This window comes from Pseudoclavibacter sp. 8L (assembly GCF_902506465.1).
In the GTDB taxonomy this organism is placed as follows: Bacteria; Actinomycetota; Actinomycetes; order Actinomycetales; family Microbacteriaceae; genus Pseudoclavibacter.
Genome location: NZ_LR733186.1, coordinates 1,002,381 through 1,025,316, shown reverse-complemented (window position 1 = coordinate 1,025,316; position 22,936 = coordinate 1,002,381). Strand labels below are relative to the sequence as shown.

21 protein-coding genes and 1 pseudogene are annotated in these 22,936 nt (G+C 67.1%); 14 read left to right on the top strand and 8 right to left on the bottom strand.

Annotated elements, in window-relative coordinates:
* Positions 1-244 precede the first annotated feature (244 nt).
* Complete coding sequence (locus GV007_RS11530) at positions 245-1,978, top strand: ABC transporter ATP-binding protein (protein WP_160072707.1); 1,734 nt, start codon at positions 245-247, stop codon at positions 1,976-1,978.
* Positions 1,975-4,047 (top strand): ABC transporter ATP-binding protein, encoded by a 2,073-nt coding sequence (locus tag GV007_RS11525; RefSeq protein WP_160072705.1) that lies wholly within the window; start codon positions 1,975-1,977, stop codon positions 4,045-4,047. Before GV007_RS11530 ends, GV007_RS11525 begins: the two co-directional genes overlap by 4 nt.
* A gap of 406 nt (positions 4,048-4,453) precedes the next feature.
* On the opposite strand, the gene GV007_RS11520 is transcribed toward GV007_RS11525, so the two are convergent.
* Positions 4,454-5,515, bottom strand: a complete 1,062-nt coding sequence (locus tag GV007_RS11520; RefSeq protein WP_160072703.1) for an SDR family NAD(P)-dependent oxidoreductase — start codon at positions 5,513-5,515, stop codon at positions 4,454-4,456.
* A 118-nt stretch (positions 5,516-5,633) separates the two neighbouring features.
* Between GV007_RS11520 and GV007_RS11515 the strand changes: the two genes are divergently transcribed.
* Entirely contained in the window at positions 5,634-6,188 is a 555-nt protein-coding gene (locus tag GV007_RS11515; protein ID WP_160072702.1) for a TetR/AcrR family transcriptional regulator, read from the top strand.
* A 6-nt stretch (positions 6,189-6,194) separates the two neighbouring features.
* On the opposite strand, the gene GV007_RS11510 is transcribed toward GV007_RS11515, so the two are convergent.
* The gene (locus GV007_RS11510; RefSeq protein ID WP_160072701.1) at positions 6,195-6,650 is read right to left on the bottom strand and encodes a MarR family transcriptional regulator; all 456 of its coding nucleotides are present in this window, start codon (positions 6,648-6,650) and stop codon (positions 6,195-6,197) included.
* A gap of 106 nt (positions 6,651-6,756) precedes the next feature.
* On the opposite strand from GV007_RS11510, the gene GV007_RS11505 reads away from it, so the two are divergent.
* Both GV007_RS11505 and GV007_RS11500 read left to right on the top strand, forming a co-directional pair.
* On the top strand, positions 6,757-7,332 hold the full coding sequence (locus tag GV007_RS11505) for a hypothetical protein (protein ID WP_160072699.1): 576 nt from the start codon (positions 6,757-6,759) through the stop codon (positions 7,330-7,332).
* An 80-nt stretch (positions 7,333-7,412) separates the two neighbouring features.
* Positions 7,413-8,411: a glycosyltransferase family protein gene (locus tag GV007_RS11500; protein WP_160072697.1), complete on the top strand. Its 999-nt coding sequence runs from the start codon at positions 7,413-7,415 to the stop codon at positions 8,409-8,411.
* Positions 8,412-8,454: 43 nt separating this feature from the next.
* Here GV007_RS11500 and GV007_RS11495 read toward each other — a convergent pair whose 3' ends face one another.
* Positions 8,455-10,515, bottom strand: a complete 2,061-nt coding sequence (locus tag GV007_RS11495) for a glucose PTS transporter subunit IIA (protein ID WP_160072695.1) — start codon at positions 10,513-10,515, stop codon at positions 8,455-8,457.
* Positions 10,516-10,666: 151 nt separating this feature from the next.
* Positions 10,667-11,317 (bottom strand): Maf family protein, encoded by a 651-nt coding sequence (locus GV007_RS11490; protein ID WP_104330533.1) that lies wholly within the window; start codon positions 11,315-11,317, stop codon positions 10,667-10,669.
* Positions 11,318-11,474: 157 nt separating this feature from the next.
* Here GV007_RS11490 and GV007_RS19350 point away from each other — a divergent pair, with 157 nt between their 5' ends.
* A complete protein-coding gene (locus GV007_RS19350) occupies positions 11,475-12,518 on the top strand; it encodes a zinc-binding dehydrogenase (RefSeq protein WP_160072693.1) in 1,044 nt (347 codons plus the stop codon).
* Positions 12,519-12,570: 52 nt separating this feature from the next.
* On the opposite strand, the gene GV007_RS11480 is transcribed toward GV007_RS19350, so the two are convergent.
* Together GV007_RS11480 and GV007_RS11475 are read right to left on the bottom strand one after the other, a co-directional pair.
* A complete protein-coding gene (locus GV007_RS11480) occupies positions 12,571-13,299 on the bottom strand; it encodes an IclR family transcriptional regulator (protein ID WP_160072691.1) in 729 nt (242 codons plus the stop codon).
* The gene (locus tag GV007_RS11475) at positions 13,283-14,047 is read right to left on the bottom strand and encodes an IclR family transcriptional regulator (protein WP_160072689.1); all 765 of its coding nucleotides are present in this window, start codon (positions 14,045-14,047) and stop codon (positions 13,283-13,285) included. The genes GV007_RS11480 and GV007_RS11475 overlap by 17 nt, the downstream gene beginning before the upstream one ends.
* 154 nt (positions 14,048-14,201) lie before the next feature.
* Between GV007_RS11475 and GV007_RS11470 the strand changes: the two genes are divergently transcribed.
* Positions 14,202-14,963, top strand: coding sequence for an SDR family NAD(P)-dependent oxidoreductase (locus GV007_RS11470; protein WP_228502404.1), 762 nt, complete (start codon positions 14,202-14,204; stop codon positions 14,961-14,963).
* Here the strand turns inward: GV007_RS11470 and GV007_RS19465 are convergent.
* On the bottom strand, positions 14,899-15,249 hold the full coding sequence (locus GV007_RS19465; protein ID WP_160072687.1) for a putative quinol monooxygenase: 351 nt from the start codon (positions 15,247-15,249) through the stop codon (positions 14,899-14,901). The two genes, GV007_RS11470 and GV007_RS19465, sit on opposite strands and share 65 nt — an antisense overlap.
* Positions 15,246-16,382: a mandelate racemase/muconate lactonizing enzyme family protein gene (locus GV007_RS11460; RefSeq protein ID WP_160072685.1), complete on the bottom strand. Its 1,137-nt coding sequence runs from the start codon at positions 16,380-16,382 to the stop codon at positions 15,246-15,248. Before GV007_RS11460 ends, GV007_RS19465 begins: the two co-directional genes overlap by 4 nt.
* A 146-nt stretch (positions 16,383-16,528) precedes the next feature.
* Here GV007_RS11460 and GV007_RS11455 point away from each other — a divergent pair, with 146 nt between their 5' ends.
* From GV007_RS11455 to GV007_RS11430, 7 genes and pseudogenes are all read left to right on the top strand, one after another.
* The gene (locus GV007_RS11455) at positions 16,529-17,326 is read left to right on the top strand and encodes an SDR family oxidoreductase (RefSeq protein ID WP_160072683.1); all 798 of its coding nucleotides are present in this window, start codon (positions 16,529-16,531) and stop codon (positions 17,324-17,326) included.
* A 117-nt stretch (positions 17,327-17,443) separates the two neighbouring features.
* The gene (locus GV007_RS11450; RefSeq protein WP_228502405.1) at positions 17,444-18,748 is read left to right on the top strand and encodes an MFS transporter; all 1,305 of its coding nucleotides are present in this window, start codon (positions 17,444-17,446) and stop codon (positions 18,746-18,748) included.
* 21 nt (positions 18,749-18,769) lie between these two features.
* Positions 18,770-19,636: a transketolase gene (locus tag GV007_RS11445; protein ID WP_160072679.1), complete on the top strand. Its 867-nt coding sequence runs from the start codon at positions 18,770-18,772 to the stop codon at positions 19,634-19,636.
* A complete protein-coding gene (locus GV007_RS11440; protein ID WP_160072677.1) occupies positions 19,633-20,607 on the top strand; it encodes a transketolase family protein in 975 nt (324 codons plus the stop codon). Before GV007_RS11445 ends, GV007_RS11440 begins: the two co-directional genes overlap by 4 nt.
* 239 nt (positions 20,608-20,846) lie before the next feature.
* Complete coding sequence (locus tag GV007_RS19230; RefSeq protein WP_328809463.1) at positions 20,847-21,497, top strand: putative glycolipid-binding domain-containing protein; 651 nt, start codon at positions 20,847-20,849, stop codon at positions 21,495-21,497.
* A pseudogene (locus GV007_RS19400) lies at positions 21,485-21,559 on the top strand (hypothetical protein); the annotation flags it as partial. The gene GV007_RS19230 and the pseudogene GV007_RS19400, both read left to right, overlap by 13 nt.
* Positions 21,545-22,822: a class I SAM-dependent RNA methyltransferase gene (locus tag GV007_RS11430; RefSeq protein WP_328809504.1), complete on the top strand. Its 1,278-nt coding sequence runs from the start codon at positions 21,545-21,547 to the stop codon at positions 22,820-22,822. The pseudogene GV007_RS19400 and the gene GV007_RS11430, both read left to right, overlap by 15 nt.
* The last annotated feature ends 114 nt before the right edge of the window (positions 22,823-22,936 follow it).

Genomic DNA, 22,936 nt, shown 5'->3' with positions numbered 1-22,936 from the left:
ACACATTCCCACGCAGTGGGAAGGGTGTTGCGCCATGTATTACGTCGTGTTTAGCTACAGGGCTGCGCGTTAGCTCAGCTCGTCATGCCAGTCGGTCAGCAATGACTGCACGACCAGAAATGGTCCGGCGTGCCGGGTCCGGTCAGGGCCCGCCTCATTGCCGTCCACTCCGCGTCCCCAGCGACGCGCATCCACCACGCTAGCGGATGCGCCGTGCCAGACGCCTCGTCGTTCCGGAGAATCGATGCTCGGTAAGCTCCTCGCCCGTTATCTCAGGAAGTACTGGCCGCTCCTCGCGGGCGTGCTGGTCTTCCAATTCCTTCAAGCTCTCGCGTCGCTGTACCTGCCGCGACTCAACGCCGACATCATCGACAAGGGCGTCGCCAACGCCGACACCGACTACATCTGGTCGACGGGCGCCGTCATGCTCGCGATCTCGCTCGGGCAGATCACGTGCTCGATCATCGCGACCGTCTTCGCCGCGCGCGCCGCCATGGCGCTCGGCCGTGACATTCGCGCCGATGTGTTCGCGCGAGTGAGCGGCTTCTCCGAGCGCGAGGTCTCGCGCTTCGGCGCGGGCTCGCTCATCACGCGCAACACGAACGACGTGCAGCAGGTGCAGATGCTCGCCATGATGGGCTCCACCATGCTCGTCTCGGCTCCCATGCTCGCGATCGGCGGCATCATCATGGCCCTGCAGCAGGATGTGGGCCTCTCCTGGATCATCGGTGTCGCAGCTCCCGTGCTGCTCCTCCTGGTCGGCATCATCATCAGTCGGATGGTGCCGCTGTTCCGTCAGTTCCAGGTGAAGCTCGACAACATCAACCGGATCCTGCGCGAGCAGCTCACCGGTGTGCGCGTCGTGCGCGCGTTCGTGCGCGAGCCGATCGAGGAGCAGCGGTTCGAGGTCGCGAACAACGACCTCTTCCTCCTCGGCAAGCGAGTCGGCGACCTCTTCGTCACGCTCTTCCCGCTCGCGATGCTCGTGCTGAACATCACCGTCGTCGGCGTCATCTGGTTCGGCGGAATCCAGGTCGACCAGGGCACGGTCGAGATCGGGACGCTCTTCGCGTTCATGGCCTACGTCATGCAGATCCTGATGGGTGTGCTCATGGCGAGCTTCATGACGATCATGATCCCGCGCGCGGCCGTCAGCGCCGACCGCATCTCCGAGGTGCTCGACACCGAGTCGACGCTCATCATGCCGGCCAACCCCGTCTCCGACTTCCCGGAGCCGGGCGTCATCGAGTTCGACGACGTCGAGTTCACGTATCCGGGGGCGGAGGAGCCGGTGCTCACGGGCATCTCCTTCCGCGCCGCCCCAGGCGAGACGGTCGCCGTCGTGGGCTCCACGGGGGCAGGCAAGACGACGCTCGTCTCGCTCATCCCTCGCCTCTTCGACGCGACAGGCGGATCCGTGCGCGTCAACGGCGTCGACGTCCGCGAGGCGGACGCCGAGCTGCTGTGGGACGGCATCGGCCTGGTCCCGCAGCGTCCGTTCCTCTTCACGGGCACGATCGCCTCGAACCTGCGCTACGGCCGTGAGGCCGCGACCGACGACGACCTATGGAAGGCGCTCGAGATCGCGCAGGCCACGGCCTTCGTGCAGGAGAAGGACAAGCAGCTCGAAGCGCGCATCGCGCAGGGCGGCACGAACGTCTCGGGCGGGCAGCGTCAGCGGCTCGCGATCGCGCGCGCGATCGTGCACGAACCGCAGGTGTTCGTCTTCGACGACTCCTTCTCCGCGCTCGACCTCACGACCGACGCCAGGCTGCGGCGGGCGCTGTGGGAGCAGCTGCCAGGCGTGACCAAGATCGTGGTCGCGCAGCGCATCTCGACGATCGTCGACGCCGACCGCATCGTCGTCCTCGACGACGGACGCATGGTCGGTCTCGGAACGCACGACGAGTTGCTCGAGAGCTGCACGACGTACAAGGAGATCGTGGATTCCCAGCTTGCAGTGGAGGCGCAGTCATGAGCCGTGACGCAGACAACCAGAACCAGGACGCCAAGGGCCCACGTCGGGGCAAGCGCAGGCCGAAGGAGGTCGTCGAGAAGGTCCTGACCGAGGAGGAGCAGCTCGAACTGGAGCTCGCCGAGCAGGCGAGGCAGTCGTCCGGCGACTGGGACAGCGTCGCTCCGGGCAAGGCGAAGAACTTCGGGCAGAGCTTCGGCAGGCTGCTCGGCAGGCTCCGGCCCTACCGGGCCGCGCTCATCATCGTGTCGTTCCTCGGCGCCGTCGGCGTCGTGCTGTCCGTCATCGCGCCACGAGTGCTCGGCCAGGCGACCAACCTCATCTTCGAGGGCGTCGTCTCCAGCCAGCTGCCGGCGGGGGCCTCCAAGGACCAGGTCGTCGCGGGCCTCCGCGACTCCGGCCAGACGCAGTTCGCGGACATGGTCGCCGCCATGGACATCACGCCGGGCGAGGGGGTCGACTTCGAGCGCCTCGGCATGGTGCTCCTGTCGGTGCTCGCGCTCTACGTGTTCTCGGCGTTGCTCATGTGGCTGCAGGGGTACGTCATCAACATCATCATGATGAAGGCGATGTACAAGCTGCGCGAGGACGTCGAGCGCAAGATCAACGCACTGCCGCTGAGCTACTTCGACCGCGTGCAGCGCGGTGAGCTGCTGAGCCGCGTCACGAACGACATCGACAACATCACGCAGACGATGCAGCAGTCGCTGTCGCAGGTCGTCACGAGCGTGCTGACCGTCGTCGGCGTGCTCGTCATGATGTTCTCCATCTCCTGGCAGCTCGCGCTCGTCGCGCTTGTCACCCTGCCGCTCATGGGTGTCATCTTCGGCGTCATCGGACCGAAGTCGCAGCGGAACTTCGCCGAGCAGTGGAAGAAGACGGGGCGCCTCAACGCGCGCGTCGAGGAGTCGTTCTCCGGTCACGCCCTCGTTCGCGTCTTCGGCCGCGAGAAGGATGCACGCGAGCAGTTCCAGGTCGACAACGAGCAGCTCTTCCAGGCGGCCTTCAAGGCCCAGTTCTGGGCGGGCGTCATGATGCCGGCGATGATGTTCATCGGAAACCTGTCCTACGTGGGCATCGCGGTGCTCGGTGGCCTCATGGTCGCGGGCGGCAACCTCCGCCTCGGCGACGTGCAGGCGTTCATCCAGTACTCGCAGCAGTTCACGCAGCCGCTCGCCGAGCTCGGCGGGATGGCTGCCGTGCTGCAGTCGGGCACGGCTTCGGCCGAGCGGGTGTTCGAGCTGCTCGACGAGGACGAGCAGGAGCCCGATGCGAGCGACGCGCCCAAGCCGGCGAACGGTGCGGGCGAGATCGTCTTCGACGACGTCACCTTCTCGTACACGCCGGAGCAGAAGCTCATCGAGAACCTCAACTTCTCGGTCGAGCCTGGCCAGACGGTCGCGATCGTCGGGCCGACCGGCGCAGGCAAGTCGACCCTCGTGAACCTCATCATGCGGTTCTACGAGCTCGACGGCGGGCGCATCCTGCTCGACGGGCAGGACATCGCCGAGCTCAGGCGCGAGGATGTCCGCAGTCGAACCGGCATGGTGCTGCAGGACCCGTGGCTCTTCGCGGGGTCCATCCGCGAGAACATCCGCTACGGACGTCAGGACGCAACCGACGAGGAGGTGCTCGCCGCTGCGACCGCCTGCTACGTCGACCGCTTCGTGCACTCGCTCCCAGAGGGATACGACACGGTGCTCGACGAGGACGCGTCGAACGTCTCCGCCGGCGAGCGTCAGCTCATCACCATCGCGCGCGCCTTCGTCTCCGACCCCCAGGTGCTCATCCTGGATGAGGCGACGAGCTCGGTCGACACGCGCACGGAGCTGCTCCTGCAGCAGGCGATGGCCGCGCTTCGCCAGGGCCGCACGAGCTTCGTCATCGCGCACCGTCTCTCGACGATCCGCGACGCCGACCTGATCCTCGTCATGGAGCACGGCTCCATCGTCGAGCAGGGCACGCACGATGAGCTCGTGAAGCAGGGCGGCGCGTACGCGAGGCTCTACAACTCCCAGTTCGAGCAGGCCGTCAGCGACCTGGATGCCGAGCAGAGCCAGCTCACGTCCTAGGTCCGGGCCCCTGGCGGGGCTCATCTCGTGATCCGGCTTGGCCGGGTGCATCCGCTGCTTTGCGGAGGCACCCGGCCATTCCCGTCTTTCCCCGAGGAATCGCGCGCCGGCTGCGCGCGGTCTCGAGATGGTCTTCCGGCTTCCGGATGGGTTCCTTCCCATCCCGAAGCGAGAAAGCCATCCGGAGACTACGGAGCTGCCGACAGGGTGGCGGCGCCAGCGAGGGCGGTCAGTGCCAGTGCGGCTACGCCAGCATCTCGTAGACGCCGGAGCCGATGAAGATCAATGCGATCACGACGAGGCCGATCCAGAAGAACTTGCGAGTGCGCGTGACGGGTTTGCTCATGGGGGAAGCCTACGGGTGGAGCGTCCGCAGTGCGGCGAGCGCTCCACCGCCGCCTCGGGCCTACGCGGCGGACCAGCCCCCGTCGGAGGGGAGGATGACGCCATTGATGTTGACGCCGTCGTCGCTGAGCAGGAAGGTGATGGAAGCGGCGAGCGCCGTTCCCGTGGTCGGCGTCGGCAGCAGCGCCATCGCCTGACGGACCCGCTGCCCGCCGAGCTCGGAGTCGAAGCGGGCCTCGATGTTGGTGGCGACGGGGCCCGGGGCGACGGCGTTGATTCGGAGTCCGCTCGGGCCGTACATGAACGCGCTCGACTTGGTGAGGCCGGCGACGGCGTGCTTCGACGCGGTGTAGGCGGCGCCTGCGGCCGACCCGCGGAGTGCGGCCTCGGAGGCGACGTTGACGATCGCGCCCTTGCCGACCGCGAGCATCGCGGGGACGACGGCGCGCATGAGCTTCATCGTGCCGGTCACGTTGACGGCGAAGACACGGTTCCAGACCTCATCGCTGACCTCGCCGACCGGCGTCATGTTGTCCATGATGCCGGCGATGTTCGCGAGGCCGTCGACGCGTGGGCCTGCCGCCTCGAGGATCCGCGCGACGCCAGCGTCGTCGGTGATGTCGGCGGTGAGGGTGACGATGTCGGCGCCGTCGTGCTCGGTGACGAGCGCGGCGAGGCGCTCAGCTGAGACGTCGACGGCGATGACGCGCCCGCCCTCGCGGGCAATGCGAGACGCGGTCGCCTTGCCGATGCCGGAGCCGGCCCCCGTGACGATGACGGTCTTGCCGTCGAAGCGGCCGCCCGTCGTGGCTTCGACCCAGGCCGCCGCCCGCGGTGCGCCAGGGGCGTCGTGGTCGACGACGGGGCCGAAGTCGCCGGGCTGTGCTGGGGTGACCTGGCCGCTGTTCGCGCGCGCGATCATCGCATCCACCATCTCCTGGGGGAACTTGCCCTGGCTCAGCTCGACGAGCTGCGAGAGGGGGAGGCCCGAGACGGGAGTGAGGGAGGAAGCGTCCTGGCCGCCCTGGGCGAGGATCTCGCGGATGACGACGCCTCCCGTTGGATCGGTGAGCCATTCGCCGATCGTGGTGTCTCCGGTGAGGGGGTGTGCGCTCGAGGTCATCGTGGTGCCAGCTTTCTGCTCGGTCCGCCCAGCCCGCGCTCGTGGCGAGCGTGGGTCAAGGTAGCGACAGCGTCGGATCGAACGAACCGGACAACACTGTCCGGATTATGCTATCCCGGTGTCGACTCCAGCGAAAGCCAATCGAGGACCAAGTGCTGGCCCCGAGAACCGCCGTGCCCTCATCGCGGCCGCGCGGGAGATCTTCGGCGAGGGGGGAGTGGATGCTCCGCTCAGCGCTGTCGCCAAGCGCGCTGGCGTCGGCCAGGGCAGTCTGTACCGACATTTCCCGGATCGGGCGTCGCTTGCGCTCGCGGTGTTCGGTGACGCCATCGTCGAGCTCGAGGACCTCGCTGCCTCGCCCGAGGCCGATCTGGCAGGACTGCTCGAGCTCATCGCCCGGCAGATGCTCGTGTCGGTCGGACTCATCCAGCTCACCCTGACCGACACCGCCGACGCGCAGGGGGCGAGTGTTCGAGGCCGGATGCTCGCGGTCCTCGGTGTCGTTCTCGAGCGCGAATGGGCGGGTGGTCGGGTCGACCGTGAGATCAGCGCGGACGACCTGCTCCTGCTGCTCTCGATGCTCGCTGGCGTTCTGCCGCGGACGCCGCTCGGCGAGCGCGAGGCCGTCGTGCGGCGCGCTCTCGAGCTGTTCTGGAGGTCGTTCGCTTCCTGAGCGGGGTCAGCTGCCGTCGGTGAACTGGCGGAGCACTCGGCGGATGCCCTGGAATCCGATGACGAGCCCCTGCAGCTCCTCGTCGCTCAGGTGGGCCGCGAACTCATCGGTATCGGTGCGGAGTCCGAGGAAGCGCTCGTGGAGCCGGATGGCCTTGCGGGTGGCCGTGAGGTGACGGATGCGCCGGTCGGGCTTGCCCTCCGTGCGGGTCACGAGCCCGTGCTCGACGAGCTTGTCGATGCTCGCGGAGGCGGTCGGCACGGCGACGCCGAGGTGCTCTGCGGCCTGCGAGACGGTCGTGACCGTGCCGGTGGTCACGAGGAAGACGGTCTTCAGCTGCTGGGCGGTGATGTCGAGCTCGAGGAACGGCGCCATGTGCCTCGCGGCAAGGCCCCTCGTGAGCTCGTTCCTGACGTCGTTCAGCTGGGCGAGGAGTGCTTCGCGCGATTCGTCCTGCTGCATGTGAACCCCCTGGGATTGCCGAGCCTCTCACTAATAGTGAGGCGATGCCTAAGTATAGTTCGAGGTGGGCACCAGAGCGGATGCCCCGACAGGGACGGAGTCGACCATGACCGATCAGATCTGGTGCATCGCAGGCGGCGAAGACGGAGCAGACCGGCAGCTTGCCGACGCGTTGCTCCGCGGCGGCAGCACGGTCGCGATCGTGGGCCGCGACGTGGCGCCCTTCGCGCTGCTCGTCGACGACTACGCCGACGCGGTCATGCCCGTGGAGCTCACCGCGACGACCTCCGAGGCGCTGGCCGAGGTGCGCGAGAGCATCGAGCTGAACCTCGGCGAGGTCACCCACTTCGGGGTGCTGCTGGGCGAGATCGGCGAGGGGAGTGCCGAGCAGGTCGCGGGCCGCCTCCTCCACAAGCTCGAGGGTGCGGCCACGCGCGACCAGGCCACGCGCGGCGACGGCGACCTCGCAGACCGCTGGCCAGCCGGGGCGCAGCTGGTGCTCGTCCGCGGCGCGGTCGGCAGCTCTGCTGCGGTCTCGACCGTCGACCGGGACGCCCAGAACTCCGACATCGAGGCGCGCATCCGGCTCGCTGGAGCGCAGTCGGCGCGGCCCATGCCGACCGTGCAGGTTCGCGAGCTCGACGATCTCCTCCACGACGCATCCGCTGAAGCTGTCCGCTGACGCATCCGCTGGCGCACCCGATGACGGGACGCTGCCGGCGACCCTCGGGACGCGTGGCCGCCGGCGGCTACGCTGAACGGGTGATCTCTCGCGCCAGGAACCTCGTCAACGCCGCGCGATCCCGCGCCAAACGAGCGCTCGGCGGTTCGCCAGTCGAGGCGCCCTTGAGCTGGGCGATCAAGGTACCGGCCCCCGACTCCCCGGAGGGCGACGTCTGGGGTGACGTGTTCTACGCCGAGGACCTCGCCAGGGCGCTGCGTCGACTCGGCCAGACCGTCTACGTCGACCGGTGGGAGACGCGCACGCGACCTGACCCGAGCGTCCAGGACGACGTCGCGGTGCACCTCCGCGGCTTCCACCGCCCCGAGCTCGTTGACGGTGCCGTCAACATCCTCTGGATCATCAGCCACCCGGACTGGGTGAGCGAGGAGGAGCTCGATCTGCCCTTCGACCTGCGCCTCGCCGCGAGCGTGCCGTGGGCCGCGGTCATGTCGCGCCCGGATCGAGAGATCCGCCCGCTGCTGCAGGCCACCAACGTCGAGCGGTTCACCCCTGAGGTGCAGCCGAGCGACCTGGAATCCGGCGTGCTGTTCGTCGGCCGCTCCCGCAACATCTTCCGCCCCATCGTGCGCGATTCGATCGCGGCAGGTGCGGATCTCGAGGTCTACGGCGACCTCTGGGAGCAGTTCATCGACGAGCGCCACATCAAGGCCGAGTATCTCGACAACGCTGCAGCGCCCGGCGCCTACCGTGGGGCCCGCATCGTGCTCAACGACCACTGGGACGACATGGCGCAGCACGGCTTCGTCTCGAACCGGCTCTTCGACGCCGTCGCTGCGGGTGCCCTCGTCGTCTCGGACGCGATCACCGGCGGCTTCCCCGTCGAGTTCGGCGGCTCCGTGCGCACGTACGCGTCGGTGGATGAGCTTCGCGAGCTCCTCGCCGAGGGCGCGAGCGGATGGCCCACCCCGGAGGAGCGGGCAGCGACCTCCCGCAAGGTCGCCGAGTTCCACTCCTTCGATGCGCGGGCGATGACCCTGCTCGTCTCGGCGAGGGAAGCGCTGGCCGCGCGCGCCTGACGGCGGAACCTGTCGCCCCGCCGAGGGGGACTGCCGAGGGTGACTACACCTCGCTGGGTGCTGGCGCCTTCGTCACCGCCTCGAGGATCGGTGTGCCGACCTTGCCGCTGCCGAGCCCGACCGCCTCGACCGACGCGAACGAGCCCGCGTTCAGCACGATGACGGGTGTGATGAGCGAGAAGCCTGCGGCCTCCACGATGTCGCGGTCGAACTCGACGAGCACCGTGTCTGGCGTGACCTTGTCGCCTGCCTTCACCTTGACGTCGAAGCCCTTGCCGTCGAGCTCGACCGTGTCGATGCCGACGTGGATGAGCACCTCGAGCCCGTTGTCGAGCTGCAGGCCGAACGCGTGCCCGGTCGCCTGGGCGACGGCGACCGTGCCGGTTCCCGGAGCGTAGACGACGGTGCCGCTCGGCTTGATAGCGGCGCCGGGGCCCATGATGCCCTGGCTGAAGACGGCATCGGGGACCTCTGACAGCGGCACGATCTCCCCCTCGAGCGGTGACAGGACCTCGATGGTGCGGGGAGCCGAATCGCCCTCGCGAGTGGCGGCGGCGGCGATCACGTCCTCCGTGCTCTCCCCCTTCTTCGCCGTCTCCAGGTCGGCGACCGGAACGCGGGCCGCCTCGAACGCCGCCTGCTGCTCGGGGCTGCGATAGCCGGAGAAGATGACGAGGAACATCGAGACGAGGAATGCGGCACCGACCGCGCCGGCATAGAGCGGGATGTTGTCGAAGGCCGGGATGGTGAGCAGTGACGTGAAGACGAACGCGCTCGTCTTCACGCCGCCGCCGATGCCGATGATGACCCCGCCGACGAGACAGCCCACGAGCATCCGCCCGTAGATGCGCTTGAAGCGCAGGTGGATCCCGTACAGCGACGGCTCGGAGATGCCGCCGAGGAGGCCGGCCGCGAGGGCGCCCGTCGAGGTCTGCCGCATCTGCGCGTCCTTCTCGCGGATGGAGAGGTACAGGACGCCGGCGGTCGCACCGAAGCACGCGAAGTTCCACGCACCCATTGGCCCTTGGATGTAGTCGTAGCCGAGCGTCTGGATGTTGAGCAGCATGATCGCGTTGATCGGCCAGTGCAGGCCGAGCGGCACCATGAAGGGGTAGGCGAGTGGGATGACGATGGCGAAGATGAGCGGTGAGAAGTCGTTGATGCCGCGGAGCAGGTTGGCGAGGCCGGCGCCCGTGTAGACGCCGATGGGGCCGATGAGGAACGCCGTGAGCGGGATCATGATCAGCATGCTCAGGAAGGGCACGAAGATGAGGTGCAGGTCTTCCGGGATGAGCTTCTTGAGGCCCTTGTACAGGGGGCCGAGCAGTGCGGCCATCAGCAGCGGCGGGAACACCTGCGAGCTGTAGTCGAAGACCGTGAGCGGGAGGCCGAAGATCGGCACGACGGAGACCTCGGAGCCGAAGACCTCGATGGGGTCGATGCCGTCGGCGAGCCCCGTGAAGCCAGGCAGCATGACGACGCCCATGATGGCGAAGCCGATCCACGGGTCGGCCCCCACGCGCTTCGACGCGTTGTAGGCGATGTACAGGGGCAGGAAGACGAAGACCGCCTGCCAGCAGAGGTTGAGGAAACGCCACGACGGCGGGAGGTCGGTGCGCGGGTCGGCCCAGTTGGGGATGACGCCCAGCGTGCTCATGAGCGCCATGAACGTGATGAACAGGGATGCGCCGAGCAGCGCGCCGAGGATGGGCCGGAACGAGTCGGAGAGGAACTCGAAGACGCTGTCGAGCCACGCGAACTTGCCACGCGGCCCCTTCGCCCTCGCCGCGGCCTTGATCGAGGCCGCGTCTTCCGGATCGGCGGGGGCGCCACCGCCCGACATCGAGGGGAGCGCCTGGATGTCGTTGTAGACGTTCTGCACGCCACCGCCGATGACGACCTGGTACCGCTCGCCCGATTGCGGGACGACCCCCATGACGCCGGGGATGGCCTCGACGGCCGCCTGGTCGATGCCGGAAGCGTCGTGCAGCTGGAAGCGCAGCCGCGTCGCGCAGTGCGTGAGGTTCTCGATGTTCCCCGCGCCGCCCAGCTGGCTGACGATCTGGGCTGCTGGCCCTGAGTCTCCTGACGAATGTGCGGGCATGGTCGGACCTCCCTCGCGAGGCGTCCTCGTTGACGCCTGGATCGCGACGTTACGCCCGACCGTCGGCATTCACCAGATGCGAGCCGGCGCCGTGTTCAATTCGTAGCCGGGCGCCTGTCCTGGCCCGGTGCTGAGGCCGCCGATGGGCGCATCAGGCGCGGTTCCACAGCTCGGGCCACCCCACTCCGAAGCCGCGCACGAGTCGGCGCAGGGCAGGAAGCGAGAGTCCCACGACCGTCGACGGGTCGCCTTCGATGCGGTCGATGAAGGGAGCCCCGAGCGAGTCGATCGTGAACGCACCGGCGACATGCAGGGGCTCACCCGAGGCGACGTAGGCGTCGATCTCGGCGTCAACGAGATCGTCGGCGAAGGTCACGCTGGCGCTCGCGGTGCTGCCGACGCCGTCCCCGGAAGCGCCCGAGCCACCACGGCGGTCGACGAGCCAGTGGCCGGACCACAGCGTGCCCGTCTGGCCTCGCTGCGCGAGCCAGCGCTCGCGGGCCACCTGCGGCTCATGGGGCTTGCCGAGCATCCGGCCGCCGATCTCGAACATCGAGTCGCCCCCGAGGACGAGGCCGTCGAGCGGTTCCCCGGTCCGCGGGTCGGGCGCATCCGCGACCGCGAGGGCCTTGGCTCGGGCGAGCAGCTGCACGTAGTCGCTCGGATCGAGAGGCCCCTCGGCGAGGCGCGCCTCGATCACGGCGTCCTCGTCCACGCTCGACGGGATGACGACGGGCTCGATGCCCGCCTGTCGGAGCAGCATGAGGCGGGCGGGCGACGTCGAGGCGAGGTACAGGCGCATGAAGCGAGGGTACCGGGGCCACCGATCGCCAGGTCGACGGCAGTGCGCAATTATTACCATCTAGTGGGACTTGTGTTTGTTGTGTAGAAAGAGAGCATGCGGATGTCCTGGATCGCTTCGCTGTGTCGCGAGTTCATCCCGCTCGGAGGAGTCCTCGATGAACACGGTTGCAGTTGTTGCCCACGGTCCCGGAGATCTCCGGATAGAGGAGCGCTCGACCCCCAGCGTGCCCCGGGAGGGGGTTGTCGTGCGTATCGCGTTCGGAGGGATCTGCGGATCAGATCTCCACTATGCGCGGTCTGGCGCGAACGGAGATTACCGTCTGCAGGAGCCCCTTGTTCTTGGACATGAACTCGTCGGGTACGTGCATGCCGTCGGAGACAGTGCCAGGAACGCGCTTCCCGTTGGCACTCCCGTCGCAATCCATCCGGCAAGTCCGTGTCGCGTCCCCGGCGCATCGCAGGGTGCCGATCTCCACCTCACTCCCGGCCTGACCTATCTCGGCAGTGCTGCTACGAACCCTCATACGCAAGGGGGGTTCTGTGGCGCGATGGTCGTCAGGCCGGAGCAGCTGCATGCGATCCCAGCGGAACTCGATCTGCGCCGCGCGGTGCTCGCCGAGCCGCTCGCCATCGCCCTCCACGGCATCGACCGTGCGCGCGATCGCATCACCGACGCGCGAGTGCTCGTCTCTGGGGCTGGGCCCATCGGGGCTCTCGTCGTGGCTGCGCTGCAGGAGCGGGGTGCGGGGCACGTCACTGCTGCTGATATCCACGATTTCCCGTTGGCCATCGCGCGGAAGATCGGTGCGGACGCGACGCTGCTGCTCACGGACGCCGAAGTTCCCTCCGGGGTGTTCGACATCGTCGTGGAATGCTCCGGCGTCGCTGCATCATTCACCGCGGCTCTGGATGCGATCCGTCCGGGCGGAGCGATCATCCAGCTGGGGATTCTTCCGGCAACGGAGGTGGCGACGGAGGTCTGGAGGGTGCAGAGCAACGAGATCGCGATCCTCGGCTCGCAACGTTTCGACGGGGAGATGCCGGAGGCGCTCGAGTTGCTTGCGAGGCGAACGGACCTCGCAGCGATCGTCACGGACATCATTCCGGCGATACAGGCGCGTGATGCCTTCCGGCTCGCTGGCGACTCGTCCCGAAGCGGAAAAGTCGTGCTGGAGTGGGGTGCGTCTCTTCGAGAGTGAAGCTGCTCGTCGTGCACCTCGCCGCGCCGGCCAAGGCGACAAGAGCACCCAGCTACTGCGGCTTCGACGCGTTCAGGAGGTAGGTGGCTATCTCCTCGGCGCGAGGCGCGAGATCCTGCGCCAAACCGGACACGGAGATGCAGCCCAGCAGTCCCTTGCCCTCCGAGTGCACCGGAATGCCGACTGCTGAGATGCCGGGCGTCACGTCCTCGTCCGAGAGGATCCACCCGCGCTCGCGCACGAGTGAGGTGTCAGAGATCAACTCCTCGCGGGTCGCGATCGACTTCTCCGTCGGACCGGGAAAAGAGCAGTGCGCAAGGTGCTGGTCTCGGGTGTCCTCCGGGCTCAGTGCGAAGAGCAGTCTCCCGGCAGCTCCGACATTGAATGGCAGTCGACGGCCTGGTCGAAGTGACAGGACGATCAGGTTGCTGGCCGGTGACCAGGCAATGCACGCAGCATCGCTGGCTGTCGGGATCGACAGGAAGCTGGTGTAGCCCGTGTCGGCGGTGATCACATCGAGTCGATCGATGTGTGCTTGCCATTCCGAGAAGCTCTTCTGGGCGACGTGTCCGAGGTGCAGCCATCTCTCGGACAATCTGACCTGACCCGACGGTGCCAAGCGCACCAATCCAGCCGCTGCAAGACCTTCGAGGAGGCGATAGACGCTGGAGCGTGGAACACCGATCTCCGAGGCGATGACCGTGCTGCTCGCCGACCCGATCTCGCTGAGCAGCGTGATGATCTGATCCGCGTTGTCGAGCAGCTTAATGGGCTTGGGCATCTGTTCCCTTCCATCCCAGGAGTTCGCTCCCGTACCGGGAGGTCTCGATGATCAGGTCGGCCAGGCTCGCGTTGCCGATCACGCTGTCGCGGAGACCTCCTGCGCTCACCGATCCGGCGACACGCCCCTCATGGTCGAAGATCGGGGCCCCAAACGAGGCGACACCGCGGGTTGCGTCACCATCCGAGACGATGTAACCCCGCTCGTGATAGCCGTCGAGCCGCTGCCTGAGGGCGGTGCGCTGGACTCCGCGGATGCCGAGCTTGTCCATGATCTCGTCCGCATCCTGCGGCGGCATGGCCGCCAGCATCGCGGCCGGACCGCTGCCGCTGGACATGGGCATCGAGCCGCCCACGGTGAGTGCGAGCAGTCGAACGCCGTGGCCGGCGTGGCGCTCGATGCAGACTCCGTGCGTCCCGGATGGGAGGCACAGGTAGGAGGTCAGGAGGGTTTCGTCGCGGATGTGCAACAGGAGGGGCGAGAGAAGCTCGCGCACATCGAGCGTGTCCACGAATGCTGAACCGGCGGCCATGGCCTGCAGTCCGACTCGGTAGAGTCCTCGCGCACTCCCGTGCGAGATCCAGTCCAGGGAGAGCAGTGTCCGGATCAAGCGGTACGTGGTGCTGATCGGTTCGTTGATCTGCTCGGAGACTTCATTGGCCGAGCGCTCTCCGTGTTCAAGTGCGGTCAGGATCGCATTCGCTTTGTCCAGCACTTCAAGGTGCTGCAAATCCGCGTCGGGAGCCATACCAAATCTTCGCATGGACGGGGCATGCCTCGATCCGAGTCGAGTGCGAGGAGGTGCCCCGTCCGCGATTCTGGGCCGGAGCCCACTCTCGTGATTTACTGTCAGTTGGGCATAGTGTCTGCTATGTGCGAATACTCAACGAAGAGGAGCGAACATGACCGAAGCACCCATCATCGTCATCTCTGGAGGTGCCAGCGGCATCGGCCTCGCGACGGCTGGTCTGCTCGCAGAGCAAGGCTCTCAGCTTGTGCTCCTCGATCTGCATGAAGAGAACCTGCAGAATGCAGTGGATGGCCTGCCTGGGGAAGGCCATCACGGAATACGCGTGGACGTGACCTCCGAGGCGTCCGTCAACGAGGCATTCGCGACCGTCGGAGAGAGATTCGGACGAGTCGACGGAGTCGTGGCTGCTGCGGGGATCGTGGATCCTGGACCGTCGGCCGAAGTCTCTGATGCGAGTCTGCTGCGCCTTATCGACATCCATCTCATGGGGAGTATCAGGATGAGCAGGGCGGCGTACCCGCTGCTCAAGCGTTCCGAGCGGGCGGCCATCGTCTACCTGTCCTCGATGGGCGCCCGCTTGGGGGTTGCGCAGCGGCTGGGCTACAACGCAGCGAAGGCTGGCATCGAGGGGGTCGCCCGAACGCTGGCCGTCGAGTGGGTCCGTGATGGCATACGGGCCAATGCCGTCGCGCCCGCCTGGGTGCGGACGCCCGCGATCGCGAGTCTCATCGATTCCGGGTATCTGGATCCGGCCCCTGTGGAAGCGCGGACTCCGATGGGGCGCTTCGCCGAGCCACGTGAGATCGCGGAGGTCATCGCCTTCCTGCTGTCACCTGCTTCCTCGTACATCACCGGGCAGTCGATCGCAGCTGATGGTGGGATGACGATTCACTTCCCGCAGGTGCAGGACTAGCAAGCTCCTCGCAGATCTCGACGGAGCGGTTGCGGACACGTCGCGCGATCGTCCCCAGGATGATCTCCGTGAAGTGCGGTGCAGTGCGGTGGGCCGCCAGGTCCTCCGCACTGCGCCATCCCTCGATCAGGAAGATGTGATCCGGAGCTTCACGAGGCAGGAGTAGGTGGAAGTAGAGGCAGCCTGCTTCCTGGATCGTCGCCGCTCGCGCCGGCTCGAGAAGTGCCAGTACTGCCTCCCTGTCGCCCGGTTCGCACTCGTACCTGGCCAGGGTGCTCACGGTCATGCTGCGCGCCGCGTCGTCGACCGGTCGGCCCATTGCTCGATCCGATCCAGGTCGAGGGCGAATGCCAATCCCGGCTCTGACGGGCGGCGCAGGAGCCCGTCCTCGATGTGCGGGAACACTGATCCTGTGGTCAGTCGGTACGAAGGCTCGAACGGGCGGTCATCGGGGAACACCTCGATGTGGTGCATGGCTTCGCTGGCGAAGCTCAAGTGCTGGTGAACATAGGAATGGGCGTGGCCCGACGTGGGGATGCCTGCTTGGCGTGCCGCTCCCAGCACATCGAGCGTGTCCTGCATGCCGCCGAGCGTGGTTGCATCGACGCGCAGCACGTCAACGGCGCGGCTCGTCACGAGGTCGATGAGGATCTGCGGGTCAGTGATGTCGTCTCCCGATCCGATCGGCACTGCGGAGCTCTCGGTGAGTGGGCGCAGGAGTTCGAAGCGATGGTGGGGGAAGGGGTCTTCCAGCCAGGCCAGGTCGAATTCCTCGAGGTCGCGGAGCATCCGCTGGGCATGTCGCAGGGTCGGCCACGATCCGTTCACGTCGACGACGAGTGCGAGCTCAGTCGCATCTCGTTCTTCGCGGATGAGGTGAAGCCGGTCGAGCAGCTGCCGCGGGTTCTCGTACCCGGCGGCTTCCACCTTGATCGAACGGTAGCCTTCGTCGGCGCGCGCGAGGAGTCGCGCCGCGAAATCGGCGTCTGACTCGCCAGGGAGCTCGTATCCCTCGACGAGGGATACCGGCGCGGTCTCTCTTCCTCCGCCGAGGAGTCGCCAGAGCGGTGCTCCGAAGTGCTTCCCGCGAATGTCCCAGAGCGCCAGATCGACGAGAGACCTTGCCTGAGCCAGCATCCCCGTCTGGTCGACGAATGCGTGCCTGCTCCGAGAGCGGTGCTGGAATCCGTCGGCATCGAGTGCATCGTGATCGAGGACGCACGCGGCGAGCATGTCCTGAATCACCGCGTCGAGTGGCGCACCGCGATTGAGTCCCAGGGCGGCGCCGGTGAGCCCATCATCAGTGCTGACGCGCACGACGGTGCAGTCGCGGTGCGTGATCGTGGTGCTCTTGAAATGAAGCGGATGCTCCAGCGGGACTCTGCACTGCCATGTGGTGATCTCGACGGCTCTCGGCATTTTGCACTTCCTCGTATCGACGTTCGGGCGGCGCTCCTTTGCGCCAGTCGTCAAATTACCATCCATTGCAGACGTGGTCCATTCTGTGAGACTATTGCGCCGTTCGATGGAACCAACCATCAACCTGGACGGACGAGAGGGGAATCATGAGACTTGATTCGCACCAGCGAGAACTGGGCAACGTCGAAGGCCGCACCGCACTGGTGACGGGCGCATCGAGCGGCATGGGGGCTGCGATCGCGCAGATGCTCCTCAGTGGCGGAGCGAGAGTGCATGCGGTCGCGCGCCGAGCGGAAGAGCTCGCAGAAGTGGGTGGCGAGCACCTGGCTTCGGGTGCATACGTGCCGCACACGCTCGACGTCTCAGACGGAGCAGCGGTCACATCTCTGCTGGACCAGCTCGCGCAGGAGGATCCCATCGACACGCTCATCGTGGCGGCGGGACGGAACATCAACCCCCGCACGTTCGGCGACGTGGAGTTCGACGCCTGGGACGACCTCATCGACGTGAACCTCAACGGCGCCTTCTACTTCCTGCGCGGCGCCTTGTCGCAGCTGCGGGACGCTCGCGGCGACGCGGTCCTCATCTCGAGTGTTGCCGCCCTCTGGCCCGATCACTCGGGAGCCGCGTACCAGGCGTCCAAAGCGGGCATGATCGGTCTGGCGAGAGGTGCGAGTCGTGATGAGCACGCAGCCGGGGTCCGGATAACGACTATCCTCCCCGGCGTCGTGAACACGCCCATCCTGGACCGACGGCCGACACCGCCGCCGCAGGAGATGCGCCGGTGGTTCATCCAGCCAGAAGACGTCGCTCAGGCGACCCTGGCGGCCATCACGATGCCGGGACGCACGACCGTCTCAGAGATCACCCTCACTGCGACTCGCCTGCAGTCCATCGGGAACACCCAGCAGGCCACTCCCGTGCTGCCAGCTGACCTCGACTAGCAACGCTTCACCCGGTCCGCGTCACTCGGCGCGGGCCCATCCCCTATGACCTCAAAGGAGAGGCATATGACCGATACGCAGACGCATGAGAACGTCACCCCTCAGAGTCGGGGCTCGATGATGAGAACGACTGTCGCAGGGGCACTAGGGACCACGCTCGAGTACTACGACTACGTCATCTACGGGCTCGCGACGGCGCTCATCTTCAATCAGCTCTTCTACTCCAACCTGCCCCCGCAGATCGGCTTCGTCGCAGGGTTCGCTACCTACGCGGTCGGTTTCATCGTGCGCCCCATCGGCGGACTCCTCCTCGGTGCAGTCGGGGATCGAATCGGCCGGAAGTTCATCATGGTGCTCACCATCGTGCTGATGGGTGCATCCACCTTCGCGATCGGGCTCCTCCCGACGTACGACCAGGTCGGAGTGGTCGCGCCGCTCCTGCTGCTGCTGTGCCGCATGGTCCAGGGGTTCGCCACTGGAGCCGAACTCGCCAGTGCGTCCGCGCTCATGGTCGAGTCCGCGCCTCGCAAGCACCGAGGATTCGTCGGGTCCTTCGTCTCGTTCGGAACCAACACGGGCTCGCTCCTTGCGACCGGAGTCTGGCTGCTCATCTCGACGATGCCGGAGGACCAGTTGATGAGCTGGGGCTGGCGCCTCCCGTTCCTCGGGTCGATCCTGGTCACGGTCCTCGGTCTCTGGGTCCGCAAGCGGGTCAAGGAGAGCCACGTCTTCGAGTCGGTGGCCGACCGGCAGCGGAAGAGCTCGATGAAGGAGCTCTACGCCAACTTCTTCCGAAGCGGGTGGCGGTCCTTCCTGGTGTGCTTCGGCCTCCGTATCGGAGAGGGAGGCACGAGCGCCCTCTACCAGGTGTTCCTCGTCGGGTACGTCGCCACGCTCCCCGGACAGGGCCAGACCACCGGGGCCACGGCGCTCTTGGTCGCCTCACTCGTCGGGCTCGGAGCGATCCCCCTGATCGGGTCGCTCACCGACAAGTACGGTCGACGGCGGGTGTTCCTGGTGCTCGCCGGGGTCCAGGTGCTCTTCGCCTTCCCTGGCCTGATGCTCATCTCCACGGGTGAGACGTGGGCGATCTTCGCCGCGTTCATCATCGCTTCCGGCATCTGCGTGCAAGGCATGTACGCAACCGAATCCGCCTACATGGTCGAGATGTTCGGGCTGCGCCATCGATTGACCGGGGTGACCGCCTCGAAGGAACTCGGCGGGCTCGCCGGTGCCGGCATCGCGCCTCTGGTCGTCGCCCTGTTGCTTGCAGCCACCGGCCACTGGTGGGTGATCGCGGCCTACGTCGCGCTGCTCGCGCTCATCGGCTTCATCGCAGCACTGATCTCTCCCGAGGTGGCTGGTCGCGATCTGACACTCGACGAGGACGCGATCGCGCCCCGTCAGCGGAAGCGAGGCTGACTGAACGTGAAAGGAATACGTATGAACACAACGACGACCGTCACGGCTGACGACACCGACCGAGCTCGATTGGAAGACCGAGCCGATTTCATCCGCACGGAGACGATCCGGCTGATCGAGATAGCGAAGACAGGGCACTACAGCTCCGTGTTCTCGGCGGCGGAGATCTTCGCTGCGCTCTACTACTCGGTCATGGACATCCGCCCTGACGATCCCGGGTGGGCGGACCGCGACCGGTTCGTGATCGGCAAGGGCCACGCCGCTGTCGGCATGTTCGCGTACCTCGCCGACCTCGGGTACTTCCCCCGCGAAGAGCTCGATTCGTATGCGCGCCTGGGCAGCCCCTACGGCGATCACCCGGACATGACGAAGGTCAAAGGCATCGACTTCAGCTCGGGATCGATCGGCCATGCCCTGTCCAACGGCTTCGGGATGGCGCTTGCCGGGAGGATGTCCGACCGTGACTACACCGTCTTCGCGATGCTGGGTGACGGTGAGATGCAAGAGGGACAGGTGTGGGAGGCGGCGATGTCTTCGGCCCACCACCGTCTCGATCGACTCGTCGCGATCATCGACCGCAACGGCTATCAACTCGATGGAGCGGTCGACGACGTCCTCGGAGTCGAGGCGCTCGCCGACAAGTGGCGTGCCTTCGGATGGAACGTCATCGAGGTGGACGGGCACGACGTGATCGAGGTGCGCGACACACTGAACCGCATCAAGCATGCCAGGCGGGACGGGGTGCCGACGTGCGTGATCGCGCATACACAGAAGGGCAAGGGCGTCCGCTACATGGAGGAAGAACCCGGGTGGCACCTCGGGTACCTGGATCCGGAGGACGCGGAGTCCGCTATCGAAGAGATCAACAACGGAAGGAGAGCTCGATGACCGGGCCGAAGTCGAAGAAGTCGTGGCAGTACCGCGCGCTGAACGAGCTGAATCCTGACCTCGACTACCTCTCTCTTGGGCTCGACGACCTCGTGAAGGACGGGGTCCCGGTCGTGGCGGGGACGGCAGATCTCAAGTACTCCAACGGGCTGCAGCTCTTCGAGAGACAGCATCCGGATCGATTCGTGCAGTTCGGCATCTCCGAGCAGCACATGGTTTCGGCCGCGGCTGGCATGGCCACCTGCGGTCTCATGCCGTTCGTTGCGACGTTCGCGTCGTTCCTCGGATTGCTCTGCTGCGAGCAGATCAGGATGGACCTGGGATACACCAAGCTCCCGGTGCGCCTCATCGGCCACCACACGGGCATCTCCCTCGGGTTCTATGGGACGAGCCATCACGCGACCGAGGACATCTCGACCACACGAGCGATTGCCGGGTTGACGGTCATCTCGCCGTCGGATGGTCGCCAGCTGAGGGCCGCCCTCAGAGCGAGCGCCCACTGGCCGGAGCCGATCTACTTCCGGATCGGCCGGGGTCGAGACCCACAGGTGTATGGGGACGATGTCGAGTTCACCATCGGGAGGGGGATCGAGCATTCCCGTGGCACAGACGTCACGTTCATAGCCTGCGGTGCGCTTGTCCATCCAGCACTCGAAGCCGCACGACGGCTTACGGATGAGGGGTACTCAGTGGGGGTCGTGGACATGGCGACGATCAAGCCTCTGGACGCGGAGCTCGTTGCCGCGGTGGCCGAGCGGAGCGCCGTGATCATCACGGCTGAGGAACACAACATCCTCGGTGGTCTCGGATCAGCTGTTGCCGAGGTTCTGGCTGAGCGATCGGCCGGGGCGCGTCTCGTTCGCCATGGTCTCAGGGACGAGTACAGCCTGATCGGCCCGCCAACTCATCTCTACCGTCACTATGGCCTGGATGCGGATGGGCTCGTGAGCATCGCGCGGCAGCAACTCTGACGTCGATCGGGGCGCCTTGCGGTCGTGGGCTGTGCCACAGCACACTCGCGACCGCGGGGCGACTGTCCCGAGGATCGAGGCGGGGAGGCGCGACTCTCGACGCGGCCGGTCAGGGCGCGGTCAGCCAACGCGCGACCTCCTGCCAGAGTGCGCCAAGGCCGTTTGCATACGATCTCTCGCATGCTCATCAGGCTCCACAGTTCGGCCCAGCGCCCAGACTCCGAAGGGGAGGGCGTCGGGTGACCCGCATCGAGTCGAGGTACCGCGCGCCGAAGCAGACCAGGTTCTCCCGCTCATCCGTGGTGTGGGATTCGCCGGGTGTCGAAGCCGTCTCCACCCCCTCCGCACTCGCCTGGGTCGCTGAGGCGACGGGCGACGTCGAGGCGGCGAGTGTCGTCGAGGACGCGGTCGGCGCGATCACCGCGAACTCGCGCATCTCCGCGCCGGTCTCGGCCGAGCCGGGCGAGGGCCCGCACCTCGAGTACCTGCTCGAGACCGACCCGGTCCTGCGGACGCGGCTGGTCTCGCTGCGCCGCCCGAAGACCGGTGAGCACCTCACCGTCACCTCGAATGGCCGCGGCGATTGGCGGGTCGGCGACCGTCCAGCCCCCGAGCTCAGCGGTGCGCTCGACGTGGACATCCGGGCGACGCCCCTCACCAACACGCTTCCCATGCGCAGGCTGGGACTCGAGGTCGGAGAAGAACGCGAGATCGACGTCGCCTACATCGACACGGAGACGTTCGCCGTGTTCCTCGACCGTCAGCGGTACCGCCGCCTGAGCCGAACCCGCTACCTCTTCCAGGCGGCCGACGGCTCGTTCGAACGCGAGATCGCGACCGACGAGCAGAGCTTCGTGCTCAGCTACCCCGGCCTCTTCACGCGGCTCTGACCCGAGGCCGCCAGGCTCGGTGGGCGCGCACGGCTAGGCTCGAGCGCATGACCCACGACGGCACCACCCCAGACCTTTCAGCGGAGATCACCCCAGGAGACGTGATCGAGCTCGAGGTCGGCGACATCGCGCACGGCGGCATCTTCGTCGCCCGCCACGAGGGCCGAGTCGTGTTCGTCGCGGACGCCGTGCCCGGCGAGCTCGTGCAGGCTCGGGTGACCGAGGTCAGGAAGTCCTTCGCGCGGGCCGTCGCCACCGACGTGCTCCGCGCATCCGATGACCGCCAGGCGCACGTCTGGCAGGAAGCCGGCATCGAGCGGACGCCGGAGGAACGCGCCGGGGGAGCCGAGCTCGGACACATCCGCCTGGCCCGCCAGCGTGAGCTGAAGGCCCAGGTCCTGCGAGAATCCATGGCCCGCTTCGCTGGCCACGACTGGCAGGGCGTCGTCGAGCCCCTTCTCGGCGACGACGAGAATGGCGGAACGCGCTGGCGCACCCGCGTCACCCTCCACGTCGACAAGGAAGGGCGCGTCGGCCCGTACGCTGCACGCTCGCACCGCGTCATCGAGACGGAGACCCTGCCGCTCGCGCACGGCGACATCGAGGAGCTCGCTCCGCTCGGTCAACGCCTCGCCGGTTCTGGACGCATCGAGCTCGTTGCACCCGCGGAGCTCGACACCCGGATGCGGACCATCCTCGACGGCGCCCACGGGCGCAAGCCGGCCGTGGTCACCGAGGTCGTCAACGGGCGCGAGTACCGGGTCGACGAGGACGGGTTCTGGCAGGTGCACAGGCTCGCCGCCGAGACGCTCTCGAATGCCGTCGCCGATGCCCTCGATCCCGCCCTCGTCGACGCCGAGGCCGTGAACCTCGACCTGTATGGCGGCGTCGGCCTGCTCGCCGCGGCGTTCGCGCAGGAAGCCGGGCCAGGGGCCTTCATCGAGACCGTCGAGTCGAACGCGGCCGCAACTGGCCACGCCACCTCGAACCTCGCGGAGTGGCGCGGCGCGAGCGCCGTCACCGCACGCGTCGACCAGTACCTCGCGAACCTCGAGCGCGACGCGACGCACCTCGACCGCGACGGGATCCGCCGGGGAAGCGTCATCCTCGACCCGCCGCGCTCCGGCGCCGGCAAGGACGTCATCGACCGTCTCGCGGGCTTCGGGCCGGCTCAGCTCGTGTACGTCGCCTGCGACCCGGTCGCGCTCGCCCGCGACACCGGTCTCCTCCTCGGCCACGGCTACACGCTCGACTGGATGCGCGCCTACGACCTCTTCCCGAACACGCACCACTTCGAGACGGTCGCCCGCTTCGTGCGCGCCTGACCGGAACGACGACGCCGCACGCGACGAACGCCGGGCCATCGCAGGAGCGAGGGGCCCGGCGTTCGTCGCACGGTCTCCCTCGAGCAGAGAGACCCGACTCGAGCAGAGAGACCC

Coding starts and splice junctions, on each gene's coding strand:
- GV007_RS11480 (WP_160072691.1), bottom strand. CDS start 13,299: ATGCCCAAGCCCATTAAGCTGCTCGACAACGCGGATCAGATCATCACG.
- GV007_RS19465 (WP_160072687.1), bottom strand. CDS start 15,249: ATGACCGTGAGCACCCTGGCCAGGTACGAGTGCGAACCGGGCGACAGG.
- GV007_RS11490 (WP_104330533.1), bottom strand. CDS start 11,317: ATGCGCCTGTACCTCGCCTCGACGTCGCCCGCCCGCCTCATGCTGCTC.
- GV007_RS11440 (WP_160072677.1), top strand. CDS start 19,633: ATGACCGGGCCGAAGTCGAAGAAGTCGTGGCAGTACCGCGCGCTGAAC.
- GV007_RS11525 (WP_160072705.1), top strand. CDS start 1,975: ATGAGCCGTGACGCAGACAACCAGAACCAGGACGCCAAGGGCCCACGT.
- GV007_RS11505 (WP_160072699.1), top strand. CDS start 6,757: ATGACCGATCAGATCTGGTGCATCGCAGGCGGCGAAGACGGAGCAGAC.
- GV007_RS11430 (WP_328809504.1), top strand. CDS start 21,545: ATGACCCACGACGGCACCACCCCAGACCTTTCAGCGGAGATCACCCCA.
- GV007_RS11520 (WP_160072703.1), bottom strand. CDS start 5,515: ATGACCTCGAGCGCACACCCCCTCACCGGAGACACCACGATCGGCGAA.
- GV007_RS11495 (WP_160072695.1), bottom strand. CDS start 10,515: ATGCCCGCACATTCGTCAGGAGACTCAGGGCCAGCAGCCCAGATCGTC.
- GV007_RS11450 (WP_228502405.1), top strand. CDS start 17,444: ATGATGAGAACGACTGTCGCAGGGGCACTAGGGACCACGCTCGAGTAC.
- GV007_RS19350 (WP_160072693.1), top strand. CDS start 11,475: ATGAACACGGTTGCAGTTGTTGCCCACGGTCCCGGAGATCTCCGGATA.
- GV007_RS11510 (WP_160072701.1), bottom strand. CDS start 6,650: ATGCAGCAGGACGAATCGCGCGAAGCACTCCTCGCCCAGCTGAACGAC.
- GV007_RS11455 (WP_160072683.1), top strand. CDS start 16,529: ATGAGACTTGATTCGCACCAGCGAGAACTGGGCAACGTCGAAGGCCGC.
- GV007_RS11460 (WP_160072685.1), bottom strand. CDS start 16,382: ATGCCGAGAGCCGTCGAGATCACCACATGGCAGTGCAGAGTCCCGCTG.
- GV007_RS11530 (WP_160072707.1), top strand. CDS start 245: ATGCTCGGTAAGCTCCTCGCCCGTTATCTCAGGAAGTACTGGCCGCTC.
- GV007_RS11445 (WP_160072679.1), top strand. CDS start 18,770: ATGAACACAACGACGACCGTCACGGCTGACGACACCGACCGAGCTCGA.
- GV007_RS11475 (WP_160072689.1), bottom strand. CDS start 14,047: ATGGCTCCCGACGCGGATTTGCAGCACCTTGAAGTGCTGGACAAAGCG.
- GV007_RS11470 (WP_228502404.1), top strand. CDS start 14,202: ATGACCGAAGCACCCATCATCGTCATCTCTGGAGGTGCCAGCGGCATC.